The sequence below is a fragment of the Betaproteobacteria bacterium genome, assembly GCA_016720855.1.
In the GTDB taxonomy this organism is placed as follows: Bacteria; Pseudomonadota; Gammaproteobacteria; order Burkholderiales; family Usitatibacteraceae; genus FEB-7.
In genome coordinates this window covers 16,481-33,321 of the sequence record JADKJU010000001.1, presented here as the reverse complement: position 1 = coordinate 33,321, position 16,841 = coordinate 16,481, and the positions used below count along the sequence as shown (strand labels likewise).

The following is a 16,841-nucleotide window of genomic DNA, read 5'->3' as shown; positions in this document are numbered from 1 at the left end:
CCCGCGGGGCACAATGTGCCCAGGATCGTCAGTTTTTGGAGGCCTTGTCGTCGCCCGCCGTCGCCGGTCGACCGAGATATTCCGGATCCATCCAGGAGAGCAGCAACCGGATGGCAAGGTGATCGAGTTGCCGCGGTTCGACGGCGTCACCATGCCGGACCCACAGCGCTTTCGCGCCGGCGATGTCGCCCGCGGCCAGCCGCCCTGACGCCGCGATGAACAGGAGCTGCGCCCGGTCCGCCTTCGTCCACTCGCGTCCCGATCCCAGGAGCTTCTCGGCCAGGGCCACAGCGTGCCCCGAGTCGCGCATCGCCATCGCGTTCTGGAGATCGACGCGGTCGCGATCGATGGCCGGCAACTGGTGGTAGCACCGCGAACCGGAGATGCGCGCGTAGAGCTCCTTGTGCGCGGGCGCGTCGAGATAGGGAATCGTGGTCCGGTAAAGGTCCTCGGCCATGTCCACCCACATTTCAGGCTGCGCCGAGCAGTCGGCCAACCCGTCACGCATCAACTTCAACTGCATCGCGTAACGCGGCTCGATTCCGACGACGCCCGCATCGGCGGGCGAGAGGAAGGCTTGCCAGGACAGCTTCGCCGTGAGGGCGCTCATCGCCGTCCGGTTGACCACCTTCCACGAGGGGTCGAGGGTGCGGGGGTCGTACCGCGCGTCGCGCGAAAACAACGCCGCGAAGGCAACGTAACCCTGCGACAGCGCTCCCAGCTCGGTCGCGCTCTGATGCATGAAACGGGCCTTTGCGGCGCGGGTGTCGATCATCGGGAAGTAGTCGGAGTTCGCCGGGTAGATGCCCGAGCGGAACAGCGGCTCGAGGGCACGCCGTGAACCGACGCGCGACATCTCGAAGTCCGCAAGGGAGCGATAACCGAGGCTCGCCAGGTCGCGCGACATGTCCGGGAAGCGGAACGGCGCATCGACCATCGCCGGGAGCTTGCGCGCCTTCGTGGCCACGATCAGGATATCCCCCGTGCCGGAGGTGAACAGCTCGTAGTCTCCGAAGTGGTTTCCGAGCGCCTTCACGATGGACGCCATGAGGTCGAAATTGATCTCGTAGATCTGCACCCACTGGACAAGCAGGCCGTCGTCCACGAGGTGCCGGCCGACGTGCGCATAGAACTCCTCGGAAAAGAGCGACGACACACCGCTCACCCACGGGTTGGACGGCTCCGAGATGATCACGTCGTACTTCGTTCCGTGCGATGCGAAGAAGGTCTTCGCGTCGTCGATCTGGAACCGGTTTCGCGGGTCGTGGTAGGCGCGGCGATTGAAGGGGTCGTAGAGGCGCGCGCCCTCGATCATCATGCGCTCGATCTCGATGGAGTCGACGACCGCGACCGCGGGGCTGCCGAGCACGGCGTGCGTCGTGAGCCCGGAACCGAATCCGATGTTCGCCACGCGCTTCGCATCGGGCTTGAAGGCGAACGGGAGGGTCCCGGCCAGGACCATCGTCGGCTCGTCGCTCGAAGGGCGCGTGCGGTTGTGGAATTCAATGGAAGCGTCGGGCTTGCCGTTGGTGCGGATGCTTCGCGAGTTGCGGATGTCGATCACGGAAATGGTCGCGGTCTTGCCATCGCGGTAGAACACGACGCGAGCGTTCTCAGGCGACAGGAACGTGCCGTAGCGGAACACGCCGGAGGCCATCTTGAGTTCGTCCAGGTCGCTTGCGGCGTACATCGCCACGGCCGCGGCGGCAACGGCGGCAGCAGCCGCGAACGCCGTGCGGATGTTGATGCGCATTCCGATGGCGAAAACGGCCGCCGCCATCGCGAGGTCCGCGATCGCACCCAGGCCGGTCAGACCCTTCACGCCGAATGCTTCCATGCCCACATGGGTCGCGAAGGCCGCACCCACGATGCACCCCGCCGTGTTGGCGCCGTAGATCCGGCCAATGGACGCTTCGCCGTGCCGACGAACGAGAAGCGCGTTCGTGGCGAGCGGAAGCGTCATCCCGGCGCAGAAGGCGGCGGGGAACATCACCATCATCGAGGCGACGAGGCCGGACACGTTCATCATCACGTAGCCCTCGGCGGTTGGCGCAACCGCGCGCATCGTCCAGGCCACGAAATCCATCACTGCGCCATAGACGCCCAGCGCCCCGACCGCGAAGACGCCCTTGGCCACGAGGATCCCCGCCAGCCACTTCAGGTCGTCGCGAAAGGCATTCGGGATGAGCCGCAGAACGAGCCCTCCCATCGACATCCCGAGGATGAAGGCGGACAGCATCACCTCGAAGGCGTGCGAGGAGGCTCCCAGCCCCAGGCTCAGCATGCGGATCCACGCGATCTCGTAGGCGAACGAGGCACCGCCCGTCGCGAAAGCGAGCACGATCATCAGCCGGAAAATGCGCTTGCCGCCTTCCCCGCCACCGCTCGCCGGCGCGGCGACGGATTCCCCGGCGACCTCGATCCGCTTCGTGATGAGCCAGACGGCAAAGGCGAGCGTCACGTTGAGGAGCCCCGCGGTGAGCATCGCCCCGGGCAGGCCCACTTTCTCGATCAGGTAGAAGCCGCTCGCGAGCACCCCGACCGCCGCGCCGAAGCTGTTGGTGAAGTAGAGCATCGAGAGCGCCCGCCCGCCCTCCTGCGGATAGACGCGCATGATGCCCGCGCTCATGAGCGGGAACGTCGTGCCCAGCAGTACCGAGGCCGGCAGGATGAGCGCCGAGGCGAGCGTCCATTTGAAGAGGTCTACCGCCCCGGTTCCGCCGAGCGCCGGAAGCACCGAATCGAACGCCCATCCGGTGACCGAGACGAAGACGCGGTGGAAGGCAATCGCGAGGATGCCGATGAATAGCTCGGCGATGGCATAGCCCAGCAGGAGGTTCCTGATCCGCCCGGTATAGCGGCTGACCAGCCAGGAGCCGAGCGCCATCCCGCCCATGAATATCGCGAGCACGAGCGTCTGCGCGTAGGCGGCGTGCCCGAGGAAGAGCTTGAGGTAGTGGCTCCAGATCGATTCGTAGATGAGGCCGGCGAATCCGGAAATGGTGAACAGCGCGAAGAAGACGCCGACGGGAATGCGTTTCGTCATGGGATGTGGGACAGGTAGGTGGTGGAACGCCCCCGGAAGAGGCAAGATTCGTGCCGCTAGCCGGGGTTGCCCGGGATCCTGGCGGGATCGACTTCGTCGATCTGCTCGGGATCGAGAAACTCCTGCGCGTAGCGAAGATAGACCCGCTCCTTCAGGAAGATGTCGAAGAGGTCCGGGTCGATGTGGCCGTTTTCCTTGAACTTGCCCAGGATCGAGAGCGATTCGGAGAGCGTCTTGCCGGGCTTGTAGGGGCGGTCCTTGGCGGTGAGGGCCTCGAAGATGTCGGCAATGCCCATGATGCGGGCCTGCACGCTCATCTGCGGCCGCGTGAGCCCTTTCGGGTAACCCTTCCCGTCCATGCGCTCGTGGTGCCCGCCGGCGTACTCCGGGACGTTCATGAGGTGGCGGGGCCACGGCAGGGCCTCCAGCATCTTGATCGTGGCCACGATATGGTGGTTGATGATCTCGCGCTCCTGCGCGTTGAGCGTTCCGTAGGGAATGTTCAGGTTCGCCTCCTCGTCCCGGGAAAGGAAACGCTCCGGCACGCCGCGCGGCCCTGTCCAGGTGTATTGCGCGATGCGCGAGACGCGCGCCTGGTCCTCGGCGCTCATGCGCTCGCCGCCGACGTTGGTGCGCCGCAGGAACTCCCGGTCGTCGTCGTATTGCCGGATCTTCACCTCGAAGTCCTCGCGCGCGCGCTGCTCCGAGGAGGCGTCGAGCGCACCCCGCGCGGCGAGCGTGGCCCGCAGCATCGCGACCTCGGCTTCCCGCTTGAGCGCCTCGAAGCGCGTGTCGAGGAGGTCGATGCGGTCGTAGATGGTCTGCAGCTTCGTGGCCTTGTCCACGACGTGCACCGGCGTCGTGATCTTGCCGCAGTCGTGCAGCAACCCGGCGATCTTCAGCTCGTAGCGGTCCTTGTCAGTCATGCGGAACGAGGCGAGCGGTCCCTGGGACGCCGTGTTCGCGGCTTCCGCAAGCATCATGGTGAGCGTGGGCACGCGCTTGCAGTGCCCGCCCGTATAGGGGCTCTTGTCGTCGATCGCGGTGTTGATGAGCTCGATGAGGGATTCGAACAGCACCTCGAGCTGCTGGATGAGGAGGCGGTTGGTCAGCGCGATCGCGGCCTGGGAGGCGAGCGACTCCGCCAGCCGCCGGTCCTCGTCGCTGAACACCGTGACCTTTCCCGTCTCGGCGTCGATGGCATTGAGCAGCTGGAGCACCCCGATGATCTCGCCCTCGTGGTTCTTCATCGGCACCGTGAGGAAGGAGGTCGAGCGGTAGCCGGTGCGCTTGTCGAAGTTGCGCGTGCCGGAAAAGTCGAAACCCTCGGCCGTATAGGCGTCGGCGATGTTCACCGTACGGTCGTTCAGGGCCGCGTAGGCGGCGATCATCGTCCGGTTCGGGTTTCCATCCTTGTCGTGCAGGGGGATGGGGTAGAACGGGACGGCATTGCCGGAGGTGCCGCCCATCGAGATGGAAAGGCTGTCGTTCCTCAGGATCTCGAACTGCAGCTTGTCGTCGACCAGCCGGTAGAGGGTGCCGCCGTCCGCGCGCGTGAGGTTCTTGGCCGCGACCAGGATGGTCTCCAGCAGCCGGTTGATGTCGCGCTCCTGGGAGAGCGCAATCCCGATCGCGTTGAGGTACTCGAGCTTGGTGAGGAAATGCGTCTCGAGGGAATGCTTCAGGTCCTCCAGCGTGGGGGCCGGAACATCGAGCCTCGCCTGCCCCGCCTGCGGCGTCATTTGATGCAGACCGCCCTCACCTGCTTCATGTCCGTGATGCCCTGTAGCACCTTTTCCATCCCGTCCATCTTGAGGGTGAGCATGCCGTCGGAGAGCGCCTGCGCGAAGAGCTGGGCCACGCGGGCGTGTTCCTGGATCATCTTCTTCACCGGGTCGCTGCCGACCATGAGTTCGTGCAGGCCGACCCGGCCCTTGTAGCCGGAGCCGCCGCAGATGTCGCACCCCTTGGGCTTGGACAGCACAAAGTCGGGCTTGCCGAAGCCGTAGTCCTTCTGGAAACGGTCGAAGACCTTCTTGTAGCCCGCATTGGGGTCGTTCTTGAACTCCTCGGTGTTGCGCAGCTCCTCGCAGTACTCGGTGATGAAATGCTTGATCTCGTCCTGGCCGGGCGTGTATGCCTCCTTGCACTTGCACAAGCGCTTGGCAAGGCGCTGGGCGAGGATGCCCAGGAGCGCGTCGGCGAAGTTGAAGGGATCCATGCCCATGTCGAGCAGGCGGATGATCGATTCCGGAGCGGAGTTCGTGTGCAGGGTCGCGAACACCAGGTGGCCCGTGAGGGAAGCCTCGATGCCGATCGCGGTGGTGTCCTTGTCACGCATCTCACCCACCATGATGATGTCCGGGTCCGCGCGCAGGAACGCCTTCATGGCCGTGGCGAAGGTGAAACCCGCCTTGGGGTTCACCTGGCACTGGCGCAGCCCCTTCTGCGTAATTTCAACCGGGTCTTCGGCGGTCCAGATCTTCGTGTCGACGGTATTGAGGAAGCCGAGCACGGAGTGCAGCGTCGTGGTCTTGCCGGAACCCGTCGGGCCGCAGACGAAGAACAGGCCATAGGGCTTCGAGACGCAGGCCTTCAGGCGATCCATGTTCGCCGGCAGCACGCCGAGCTTTTCCAGCGGGATCGGCTCGCCGGCTGCGAGGATGCGCATCACGATGTCCTCGACGCCCCCGGCCGTGGGAATGGTCGCGACGCGAAGCTCGATGTCGAGGGGTCCAAATTTCTTGAACTTTATCTTTCCGTCCTGCGGCTTCCTCTTCTCCGAGATGTCGAGGTCGCACATGATCTTCAGGCGGGTGACCAGCGCCTGACGGTAGGAAGCCGGGACCTCGATGTAGTTATTGAGCGAGCCGTCCTTCCGGAACCGGACGCCGGTCTTGCCCTTGCCGGGCAGGGGCTCGATGTGGATGTCGGACGCCCCCTGGTTGTAGGCGTCCACGATGATCTTGTTCACGAGCTTCACCAGCTCGTTGTCGGCGGCCGCGGAAACGTCGTCCGCGCCGATCGAGCCGGGATCCTCCTCGTCGTCGAGGTTGGAGAGCAGGTCGCCGATCGATTCGCTGCTCATGCCGCTGTCGGCGGCGCCGCCGAAGTAGTGGGTGAGGAGCTGCGCGAAATCGCGCTGCGTGGTGACCTTGAAGACGATCTTCGCCCGCGGGAACACGTTCTCGACCATGCGCGAGTTGCGCACGCGCTCGGGGTCCGTGGCCACGACGATGATTCCCGCCTTCGAGTCCTCCAGCGGGATCCACTGGTTGGCCTCGCAGTACTCGCGCTTCAGGTTCTTCAGCAGGTCGAGAGGCTTGATGCGGTCGGCCTTGTGCGCCTCGTACTCGACACTGAAGAACTTTGAAAGCGCGGCACCGATCGCGGCCGACTTCACCTGGAACTCGTCGATGAGGATGTCCTCGACGTTCTTGTTCTTGCGCCGCGCGGCCTTGGTGGCGAGATCGAGCTCGCCGGCCTGGATGATGCTGTCGATGACGAGGTACTCGAACTTGGAGGCGATCTGCCCCGGCATCTGCTGGCGGACGCGGAACGCGATGGCGAGCGTCTTGGCGAGTTCCATCACGCCTTCGTCGTGCAGCGAGCTGAACGGCTGCCCCGACAGGCTGTTGATGAGCTGCAGCACCCCCATGAGTTCCGTGCCCGAGTCGCCGCCGAGGATGGGCGCGATGAGCATTTGCTTGGAGCGGTATCCCGTGCGCTGGTCCACGGCCTTCAGGAACGCCAGGTTGGGCGAGAACTGCCTGAGCTCCGCGTCGTCATACACGTCCTTGATGTTCATGTGGCGCTTGTGCAGCGCGCAGAAGCCGGCGAGCGACGATTCCGAGATCGGCAGCTTGATGTCCTTGAAGGAATTGAGTCCGGTCTTCACTTTCGACACGATGGACTGGAGGTCCTCGCTCATCGTGTAGATCGTCATCCGGTCCGCCTCGAACAGCTGGCAGATGTCGCGCGAGACCTCGAGAATGATCTCGTCGACGTTGTTCGTGGAGTGGATCCGGTTCGTGACCGCCTGGATCTTCTTGGAGAAGGCCAGCTTGACGGCAACGTCCGCCGCGCCGGCCGAAGCCTGCGGCACCTTGGGTTCGAGGACTGCGCTCATGTGTGCACCTGCCGATCTGTGGTGACTGCCATTCCCGAATGTTCCCGCGCCGCTCGCGCTAGAGCGTGAACTCCTGATTGTTTTCCAGCATCCGGGGCCGCCAGCGTCCTGCGGTCTCGGAGACCTCCTTCATCGTGAGCGCCCCTTCCCCGGGCTTGAGGTGGGAGATGAACACCTCCGGCCGGGCATGCATCTTCTCCAGTTCCCGCGCCAGCATGTCCGGGCACAGGTGCTTCGAGGCAACCGCGATGTCGCGTTCCTTGTTCGAGAACGCCGTCTCGATGATGAGGTAACGCAGGTTCGCGGCCGCGTTCACCGCCTTCCAGAGGCCGTCGTTCATCGTCGTGTCGCCGGAATAGGCGAGGCTTGCCCGCCCGCTGTCGAGAAGATACCCCACTGCGGGCACCGTGTGGTTGGCCGGGATCGCGGTGATCCGCCGCTCACCCATCTGCATCGTCTCGCCGACCTGGATCTCCCGGTACTTCATGAACGGATTGTCGCCATCGGGTATCTGCGTGAAGTCCGGCCAGACCTTCCAGTTGAAGACGTGGGCGCGAAGGATATCCAGCGTTTCCTTGATCCCGTAGACGACAATCGGGCTGCCGCGCATCCAGCACACGGTATCCACGAGGAACGGGATGCTGGTCACGTGGTCGAGGTGCGAATGGCTCACGAATATGTGGTCGATCTTCGCAAGGCTCTCGAGGGGCAGGTCGCCCACGCCTGTCCCGGCGTCGACGAGGATGTCGTCATCGACGAGGAATGCGGTGGTCCGCAGGCTCCCGCCGATGCCGCCGCTGCACCCCAGAACCCTGATCCGCATCTCCTGACCTCGGCCCTTGCTCACGGGATTGTTTCCGGCCCGCGAGCCACGGCGCCGGCCGGGCCCCAGGCCCGGGATTCACGGGCCATTATTGGCGAAAAAGGCCGCGCCGGGTATGCGGCATTGCACAGTTCGCGGTGCCGGGCCGGCTGCCGCCCGCCGAAACCCCCGCCAGGGCGCCTACGGCTTGAAAAAGAACTCCATCTTCACCCCGGCGATCTCGATCATGTCGTGGTCGCCCAGGAGGTGCGCCTGGGCACCCAGCGACGTCCCGTTGAGGTTCGGGTAGCTCGCCCCCTCGACGTGGGTGATGAAGTAGCCGTTGGGCCGCTTGGTGATGACGGCGACCTGCAACCCGGGCTTGCCGATCGTGGTGAGGTTCTTGGTCAGGTCGAGCGTGCGACCGGCGGCGGCGCCGGAAAGCACCTGGATCGCGGCGTCGGGCAGGGGGGCATGGTCGGCATGCGCCGTGGGGGCGACAGGCGCCGCCGCCGGCCTGACCACCTCGGGCGCCATCGCCTTCATGTTCGTCACCGTGTCGCTCGACACCCTTTCCGGGGCCGGCGCGGGAGGCGAGGTCTGCGCCGCGGCAGGAGTCGGAGCGGGAGCCGGGGCCGGGGCAGCCGGCTTCGACGGGCTGCGGATGATCATCGTCTTCTCGAAGTCGGCCGGGCCCGTCTGCGACGGGGCGTCGTTGAAGTACTTGAGCTTGTGCTTGCCGATCTCGATGACGTCGTTCGCCTGGAGGAAGTGCTTCTTGACGGGCTTCCCGTTCACCATGGTGCCATTGGTGCTGCCCAGGTCCTCGATGAACGAGTCGTTCAGGATCGTGATGATCGCCGCGTGCTCGCCACTGACCGCGAGGTTGTCGATCTGGATGTCGTTATGGGGCTTCCTCCCGATCAAGGTGCGCTCCTTGGAGAGCGTGTGCTCCTTCAGCACCTGCCCATCGACACTCAATATCAGCTTGGCCATGGTCGGTTTCCTTGCGAATTACCTGAATAATGCCTTGAATCGCGCGAGCCAGCCGCGCGCCACGGCGTAGGGTTCGGCGACGCGAACGAGCATCGCCGAGATGTTGTCACGGCCGCCGTTGTCGTTGGCCGCCTGTACCAGCTGCTGGACGGTCAGGCTCGGGTTGGACCGCAGCGTGATGAGCGTGAGCCTGATCTCCTCGTCTTCCACCATGTCGCTCAACCCGTCCGAGCACAGCAGGTAGACGTCGTCCGCCTCGGTCTCGTAGACGTGCAACTCGGGCTCCACGGCGGGATCGATGCCGAGCGCCTTGGTGACGAGGTTCTTGTTCTGGGAAAGCTTTGCTTCCTCCGGCGTGATGAGCCCCGAGTCCAGCTGCTCCTGGAGCAGGGAATGGTCGCGCGTCACCTGTTCCATCGCCTCGCCGCGAAGCCGGTAGAGCCGCGAATCGCCGATGTGGGCCACGCTGAGGAAGCCGTCGTAGAACAGGCAGACGACGAGGGTGGTGCCCATCCCCGCGCATTCCGGGTTGTTCTGAGAGGTGGTGAAGATGGCGGTGTTGGCGCGCGCGATCTGTTCCCTGACGAGGCGGTCGGCGAGCGCCATCGCCTCCTCGCGCGACAGCCGGTCCACGTCCCTGGGGACCCACGCTTCCGCCATCCCGTCCGCGATCAACGAGGTCGCCATGCCGCTGGCGACCTCGCCGGCATTGTATCCACCCATCCCGTCCGCAAGGACGTACAGGCCGATCTCCGGCCGCAGCTCGACACAATCCTCGTTGTGGTCGCGGACCCGCCCGGGGTCGGTGAGGCTTGCGCTCTGCAGCGCCTGCGAGAGATTCACGTCCCGTCACTCCGACAGGCACTGGGCAGCGTGAGCACCCGCGCGGCCTCCTGGCTCGCGCTTCGCGCTCCGCTCTCCCCTTTCCGGTGCGCCCGATGGTCCATTGCGTTCTCGATTCTTGTGGTTACCGGTCACGGGCGCCCAGACGCACCCGCCCTTTCTGCGGCTGCAGCCGGGTGAAGGCCCGTCCGGCCTCCCTGACGAAAAGTGCAAAAACCCGTTTTTATAATAACTTAAAAAGCTTTTTTGAGAAACAATCCCGATTGTCGGCCCGATGTCCCTGATTTGTCTAGGGACTTCTCGCGCGAAGGGCGCTTCCAGCCCCTGGGCCGGGTCCCCGCCGCTCCCCCGGGAAAACGGCCAGTTTGCCCGGAACGGCGCAGGTTGCCAGCGATTATGCGATTCGGTCTAATGGACCCCTTTCGCGCAATTTCGCCTACACGAACGCCCCCTCCCGAGGCCATCATGGACCGCCCGCAAGACATCGACCCGTCGGAAACCCAGGAGTGGGTGGACGCGCTGGAAGCCGTTCTCGCCGTTGAAGGCCCGGATCGCGCGCACTTCCTTCTCGAACACCTCATCGACAAGGCGCGCCGCTCGGGCGTGAACCTGCCCTACAGCGCGAACACCGCCTATATCAACACCATTCCGCCGCACCTCGAAGCACCGCTGCCGGGCGACATGGAAATCGAGAATCGCCTGCGCAACATCGTGCGCTGGAATGCCGTGGCGATGGTACTGCGCGCCGGCCGCAAGGACCTCGAGCTGGGCGGACACATCGCGAGCTTTGCCTCCGCCGCGACCCTCTACGACGTGGGCTTCAGCCACTTCTGGCATGCACCCACCGAGAGCCACGGGGGCGACCTCATCTACATCCAGGGGCACTCCTCGCCGGGCGTGTACGCGCGCGCCTACCTCGAGGGAAGGCTCAGCGAGGCGCAGCTCGACATGTTCCGCCAGGAAGTCGGCGGAAAGGGAATTTCCTCCTACCCGCACCCCTGGTTGATGCCGGACTTCTGGCAGTTCCCGACCGTTTCGATGGGCCTGGGGCCCATCCAGGCGATCTATCAGGCCCGGTTCCTGCGCTACCTCGAGGATCGCGGCCTCGCCAAGACGACGGGGCGCAAGGTCTGGGCCTTCATGGGCGACGGCGAGATGGACGAGCCGGAGTCGATGGGTGCGATCGGGATGGCGGCGCGAGAGGGACTCGACAACCTGGTGTTCGTGGTGAACTGCAACCTGCAGCGCCTGGACGGGCCGGTGCGAGGCAACGGCAAGATCATCCAGGAGCTGGAGACCCACTTCCGGGGCGCGGGCTGGAACGTGCTCAAGATCATCTGGGGCTCCTACTGGGACCCGCTCCTGGCCAAGGACAAGAAGGGCATCCTCCTCGACCGCATGGAGGAAGCGGTCGATGGCGAGTACCAGAAGTTCAAGAGCCGGGACGGCGCGTACGTGCGCGAGCACTTCTTCGGCAAGTATCCGCAGCTGAAGGCGATGGTCGCCAACATGTCCGACGAAGACATCTGGCGCCTGAATCGGGGCGGCCACGACCCGCACAAGATCTACGCTGCCTATCACTCGGCGGTGAACCACCGCGGCCAGCCCACGGTCATCCTGGCCAAGACGGTGAAAGGCTACGGCATGGGAGCTGTCGGCGAAGGCAAGAACGTCGCCCACCAGGCCAAGAAGATGCCGTTGGAAGTGCTGCGCCAGTTCCGCGACCGGTTCGCCATTCCGATCGGCGATGACCGGCTCGGCGACCTGCCCTACTTCAAGCCGGCCGACGATTCGCCGGAAATGAAGTACCTGCACGAGACGCGCACGCGGCTCGGCGGCTCCATCCCGCAGCGCCGCCGCCGCACCTTCAGCATGGACGCGCCGAAGCTGGAAAGCTTCAAGCCGCTGCTCGAGGCCACGGCCGAGGGGCGCGAGAACTCCACCACGATGGCCTTCGTGCGCATGCTCACGACGCTCGTGAGGGACAAGAACATCGGCCGCAACATCGTGCCGATCGTGCCGGACGAATCGCGCACGTTCGGCATGGAAGGGCTCTTCCGCCAGCTCGGGATCTATTCCTCCGTGGGCCAGCTTTACGAGCCCGAGGACAGCGACCAGCTCATGTTCTACAAGGAGGACAAGAACGGCCAGATCCTCCAGGAAGGCATCAACGAGGCCGGCGCCATGTGCTCCTGGATTTCGGCGGCCACGTCGTACTCGACGAACAATGTGCCGATGATTCCCTTCTTCATCTTCTACTCGATGTTCGGCCTGCAGCGCACAGGCGACCTGGTGTGGGCCGCGGGCGACATGCGCGCGCGCGGGTTCCTGCTCGGCGCCACCGCCGGGCGGACCACGCTCAACGGCGAAGGCCTGCAGCACGAGGACGGACACAGCCACATCCTCTCCTCGATGATCCCCAACTGCCGCTCGTGGGATCCCACCTTCGCCTACGAGGTCGTCGTGATCATCCAGGACGGCCTTCGCCGCATGATCGAGGACCAGGAGGACGTCTTCTACTACGTCACCGTGATGAACGAGAACTACGAGCATCCTGCGCTCCCGGAGGGCGCACGCGAGGGCATCCTCAAGGGGATGTACAAGCTGCCCGGCGGCGGCGGCGCAAAGGGGCCGCGCGTGCAGCTGCTCGGCAGCGGCACCATCCTTCGCGAAGTGATCGCGGCTGCGGACCTGCTGGCGGCCGACTGGGGCGTGGCGTCCGACCTCTGGAGCTGCCCCAGCTTCACCGAACTTCGCCGCGACGGCATCGCCACGGCCCGCTGGAACCTCCTGCACCCGACGGAAAAGCCGCGCCTGTCCCACGTGGAAGAGTGCCTCGCCGGAACGAAGGGCCCGGTAGTCGCCTCCACCGACTACGTGCGCGCGTTCGCCGACCAGATCCGCGAATTCGTTCCGCGCCGCTACAAGGCGCTCGGGACCGACGGCTTCGGCCGCAGCGATTCACGCGAGAACCTGCGCCGCTTCTTCGAAGTGGACCGTCACTATGTCGTGGTGACCGCCCTCAAGGCCCTGGCCGAGGACGGCGAGATCCCGGTCGCGAAGGTAGCCGAGGCGATCGCGAAGTACGGCATCGACACCGAGAAACCCGCGCCCTGGACAGTCTGACCGCCAGCGCCCGAATACGAACGACAACTGAGGAGAGAGCCTTGGCGGCCATCGAGGTCAAGGTCCCCGACATCGGGGATTTCAAGGACGTGCCTGTGATCGAAGTGCTGGTGAAAACCGGCGACACGGTGAAGAAGGAGGATTCGCTCGTCACGCTCGAGAGCGACAAGGCCACCATGGAGGTTCCCGCGCCCGCCGCCGGCGTGGTGAAGGAACTCCGGGTGAAGATCGGGGACAAGCTGAGCGAAGGCAGCCTCGTGCTCATCATGGAATCCTCCGATGCAGCGCCTGCGAAGCTTCCGGCGGCAGCGGCGCCCTCGCCCACCCCTGCTGCTCCGGTCCCAGTTGCTCCGGCCCCGGCTGCCTCGGCATCCGCTCCGGCTCCATTGCCGCCTCCGGCGACCCGGCCTGCGCCCGTGCCCACCGAGCCGGACATCGGCGCGGGCGTGCCGTCGCATGCCAGCCCGGGCGTGCGTCGCTTCGCGCGCGAACTGGGCGTGGACCTCGCGCAAGTGAAAGGCCAGGGCCCGAAGGAGCGCATCCTCAAGGAAGACGTCCAGGCGTTCGTGAAGGCAGCGCTTTCCGGAAAGACAAGCGCGGCGGGAGCCGGATTCGCGGATCTCGGACTGCCCGCCTGGCCCAAGGTCGATTTCGCGAAGTTCGGTCCCGTGGAAGCGCAGCCGCTTTCGCGCATCAAGAAGATCTCTGGGCCTGTTCTCGCGCGCAACTGGGTGATGATTCCGCACGTCACGCAGTTCGACGAGGCCGACATCACCGACCTGGAGCAATTTCGCGCACGCGTGAACGAGGAGGGCGCGAAGTCGGGCACCAAGGTGACGCCGCTCGCCTTCCTCATCAAGGCCTGCGTGGCGGCCCTGAAGAAATACCCCCAGTTCAATGCCTCCCTCGACGGCGACAACCTCGTCCTCAAGCATTACTGGCACATCGGATTCGCCGCCGACACGCCCAACGGCCTCGTCGTGCCGGTGCTCAAGGATGCCGACAAGAAGGGTGTGATCGAGATCGCGAAGGAAACGGGCGAGCTCGCCGCCAGGGCGCGCGAGGGCAAGATCGGCCCCGCGGACATGCAGGGCGGCACCTTCACCATCTCGTCGCTCGGCGGCATAGGCGGCACGGCGTTTACGCCGATCATCAACGCGCCGGAGCTGGCGATCCTCGGGGTCTCGAAGGCCGCGATGAAGCCGGTGTGGAACGGAAAGGAATTCACGCCACGCCTCATGATGCCGCTCTCGCTTTCCTACGACCACCGCGTGATCGACGGCGCTGCGGCCGCGCGCTTCACCACCTACCTCGCCCAGGTCATCGCCGACCTGCGGCGCGGCATGCTCTAGGAGGACCGGCGCCATGGCCACCCTCGAGATCAAGGTCCCCGACATCGGCGACTTCAAGGACGTCCCGGTGATCGAAATCCTCGTGAAGCCGGGCGATGAGGTGAAGAAGGAGGCGTCCCTCGTCACGCTCGAATCCGACAAGGCGACGATGGAGGTGCCCTCGACGCATTCGGGCACGGTGAAGGAACTCAAGGTCAAGGTGGGCGACCGTCTCTCCGAAGGCTCGGTGATCCTGCTGCTCGAGAGCGCGGAGGCGGCCCAGGCGCCGGCGGCTTCCGCCGCGGCCCCCGCTGCCGCGGCGCCCGCCCCGGCAGCCTCGCGGAAGCCGCCGCCGGGTGGACAGGCCTCGCTGCGCGAAGCCCTGACCTCGACACTGGCGAGCCTGGACGCGGACCTGCACGCGGAGGTCCTCGTCCTGGGCGCCGGCCCCGGCGGCTACACCGCGGCATTCCGCGCGGCCGACCTCGGCAGGAAGGTCGTCCTGGTCGAGCGCTATGCCACGCTGGGCGGCGTGTGCCTGAACGTCGGGTGCATCCCGTCGAAGGCGCTGCTGCATGCGGCCAAGGTCATCGCCGATGCCCAGGACATGGCGCACCACGGCGTGTCCTTCGGCGAGCCGAAGATCGATCTCGACGGCGTGCGCAAGTTCAAGGACGGGGTGGTGGCCAAGCTCACCAAGGGTCTTTCGGGGCTGGCCAAGGCGCGCAAGGTGACGGTCGTGGAGGGCCGCGCGCAGTTCGCCTCGCCGCATACGCTCGAGGTCGAGACGAAGGACGGGCGCAAGGTGGTCTCCTTCGACCACTGCATCATCGCGGCCGGCTCGCAGTCGGCGAAGATTCCCGGCCTGCCCTACGACGACCCGCGCCTGATGGATTCCACGGGCGCGCTGGAGCTGAAGGACGTCCCGAAGCGCCTTCTCATCATCGGCGGCGGCATCATCGGCCTGGAAATGGCGACGGTGTACGACGCGCTCGGTTCGAAGGTGACCGTGGTCGAGTTCATGGACCGGCTCATTCCCGGCGCGGATCCCGACATCGTGAAACCGCTCGCGAAGCGCATCGAGAAGCGCTACGAGAAGATCCTGCTGAAGACCAAGGTCGCGAAGGTCGAGGCGGCGAAGGAAGGACTGCGCGCCACATTCGAAAGCGCCGACGGTGCATCTCCGGCCCCGGCGCCGGAAACCTACGACCGCATCCTGCTGGCCGTCGGCCGCCGGCCCAACGGGAAGAACATCGCCGCGGAAAAGGCGGGCGTCGCCGTGAACGACCGCGGATGGATTCCCGTCGACAACCAGATGCGCACCAACGTGCCGCACATCTACGCCATCGGCGACATCGTGGGCGAGCCCATGCTCGCGCACAAGGCGACGCACGAGGGCAAGCTCGCGGCGGAGGTGATCGCCGGCATGGCGCATCACGTGTGGGAGGCGCGCACGATCCCGAGCGTGGCCTACACCGATCCGGAGATCGCCTGGATGGGGCTCTCGGAGCCCGAGGCAAAGGCGAAGGGCGTGGAATACGAGAAGGCCGTGTTCCCGTGGGCCGCGAGCGGCCGCGCAATCGGCATGGGCCGCGAGGAAGGCATCACGAAGATACTGTTCGAGAAGGGCTCGAAGCGCATCCTGGGCGCGGGAATCGTCGGCATCAACGCGGGCGAACTCATCGCGGAGACCGTCCTGGCCCTCGAGATGGGCGCGGACGCCGAGGACATCGGCCTCACCATCCATCCGCACCCGACGCTGTCGGAGACCATTTTCTTCGGCGCCGAGATCGCGGAAGGTTCGATCACCGACATGATGCCGGCGAAGAAATAGCCGCCGTTCAGGGGAGCGCGGCAGAAGCAACGATGGCCAGCGCCGCGAGCGTGGCCAGCCGGACCGGGCCGTAGAACGAGCGCGGCTTCGCTTCGGCATCGACGATGCCGACCACGTTGCGCGCCTCGTCCAGGAGCGGCAGGCACGCCTCCGATTGGACCTGGTCGTCGCACACGTAGAAGCCGCCGCCTGCTTTCAGGTGCTCCTTCACGTCGTCGATCACCAGGGCGCGCCCGGTGAGCCCGACCGAGCTGTTGGTGCTGCCCGCGGCGAACTCCGGCGTGAGCGGAAACTCGGCGCGGCTCGGCCGTCCGACATAGGACAGCTTCACGAGGACCGGCTCGCCCGCCGCATTCGCGCGGCGCTGGTAGATGCCGACCCAGTCGGATCCCGTCGTCTCCTGGGCGCGCTCCACCAGGCGCTCGAGGAGCGCCAGGCGGCGCGTGGCCTGCTCGCCACGGCCTCCCAGGATGCCCGTGAGGTCGTAGGGCACCGGCGCCAGTTCGTCAAGCATCGAGCATGCGCCGTCCTCGGCCAGCATCGGCACCGGATAGGTGTAGAGCGACCCGGGGTCGTCGATCGCCACCGCCTCCCCCATGGCCTCGAGCAAGTCGGCGACCGCCAGGGCCACCTCCTCCTCGTGGCCCTCGACCTGGGCCAGCCCCGAAGTGCAGGTAGCCCGCGATTCGTGCCGCGCCTTCACGCGGGATGGGATCGCGGCGATTCATCGGCAA

General features: G+C 65.7%; 10 protein-coding genes. 3 read left to right on the top strand and 7 right to left on the bottom strand.

What is annotated here, in order from left to right:
• Positions 1-28: 28 nt before the first annotated feature.
• The 6 genes from IPP91_00130 to IPP91_00105 all read right to left on the bottom strand — a co-directional run bounded on the left by IPP91_00130 (position 29) and on the right by IPP91_00105 (position 9,816).
• Complete coding sequence (locus IPP91_00130) at positions 29-3,046, bottom strand: hypothetical protein (protein ID MBL0140509.1); 3,018 nt, start codon at positions 3,044-3,046, stop codon at positions 29-31.
• 56 nt (positions 3,047-3,102) lie between these two features.
• Positions 3,103-4,788 carry a GAF domain-containing protein gene (locus IPP91_00125; GenBank protein ID MBL0140508.1) on the bottom strand — a complete coding sequence of 562 codons (1,686 nt, stop codon included), beginning with the start codon at positions 4,786-4,788 and terminating at the stop codon, positions 3,103-3,105.
• Positions 4,785-7,175 (bottom strand): GspE/PulE family protein, encoded by a 2,391-nt coding sequence (locus IPP91_00120; GenBank protein ID MBL0140507.1) that lies wholly within the window; start codon positions 7,173-7,175, stop codon positions 4,785-4,787. Before IPP91_00120 ends, IPP91_00125 begins: the two co-directional genes overlap by 4 nt.
• Positions 7,176-7,233: 58 nt before the next feature.
• Entirely contained in the window at positions 7,234-7,998 is a 765-nt protein-coding gene (locus IPP91_00115) for a 3',5'-cyclic-nucleotide phosphodiesterase (GenBank protein ID MBL0140506.1), read from the bottom strand.
• Positions 7,999-8,178: 180 nt separating this feature from the next.
• Complete coding sequence (locus IPP91_00110; GenBank protein MBL0140505.1) at positions 8,179-8,973, bottom strand: FHA domain-containing protein; 795 nt, start codon at positions 8,971-8,973, stop codon at positions 8,179-8,181.
• 18 nt (positions 8,974-8,991) lie between these two features.
• A complete protein-coding gene (locus IPP91_00105) occupies positions 8,992-9,816 on the bottom strand; it encodes a Stp1/IreP family PP2C-type Ser/Thr phosphatase (protein ID MBL0140504.1) in 825 nt (274 codons plus the stop codon).
• Between the two features lie 465 nt (positions 9,817-10,281).
• Between IPP91_00105 and aceE the strand changes: the two genes are divergently transcribed.
• Genes aceE through lpdA form a run of 3 tightly spaced genes read left to right on the top strand, consistent with a single transcriptional unit; the run spans position 10,282 to position 16,107 of the window.
• On the top strand, positions 10,282-12,942 hold the full coding sequence (gene aceE / locus IPP91_00100; protein ID MBL0140503.1) for a pyruvate dehydrogenase (acetyl-transferring), homodimeric type: 2,661 nt from the start codon (positions 10,282-10,284) through the stop codon (positions 12,940-12,942).
• Positions 12,930-14,294: a dihydrolipoyllysine-residue acetyltransferase gene (aceF, locus tag IPP91_00095; GenBank protein MBL0140502.1), complete on the top strand. Its 1,365-nt coding sequence runs from the start codon at positions 12,930-12,932 to the stop codon at positions 14,292-14,294. The genes aceE and aceF overlap by 13 nt, the downstream gene beginning before the upstream one ends.
• A gap of 13 nt (positions 14,295-14,307) precedes the next feature.
• On the top strand, positions 14,308-16,107 hold the full coding sequence (gene lpdA / locus IPP91_00090) for a dihydrolipoyl dehydrogenase (protein MBL0140501.1): 1,800 nt from the start codon (positions 14,308-14,310) through the stop codon (positions 16,105-16,107).
• Positions 16,108-16,114: 7 nt separating this feature from the next.
• On the opposite strand, the gene IPP91_00085 is transcribed toward lpdA, so the two are convergent.
• Positions 16,115-16,810 (bottom strand): GAF domain-containing protein, encoded by a 696-nt coding sequence (locus tag IPP91_00085; GenBank protein MBL0140500.1) that lies wholly within the window; start codon positions 16,808-16,810, stop codon positions 16,115-16,117.
• Positions 16,811-16,841: the final 31 nt, after the last annotated feature.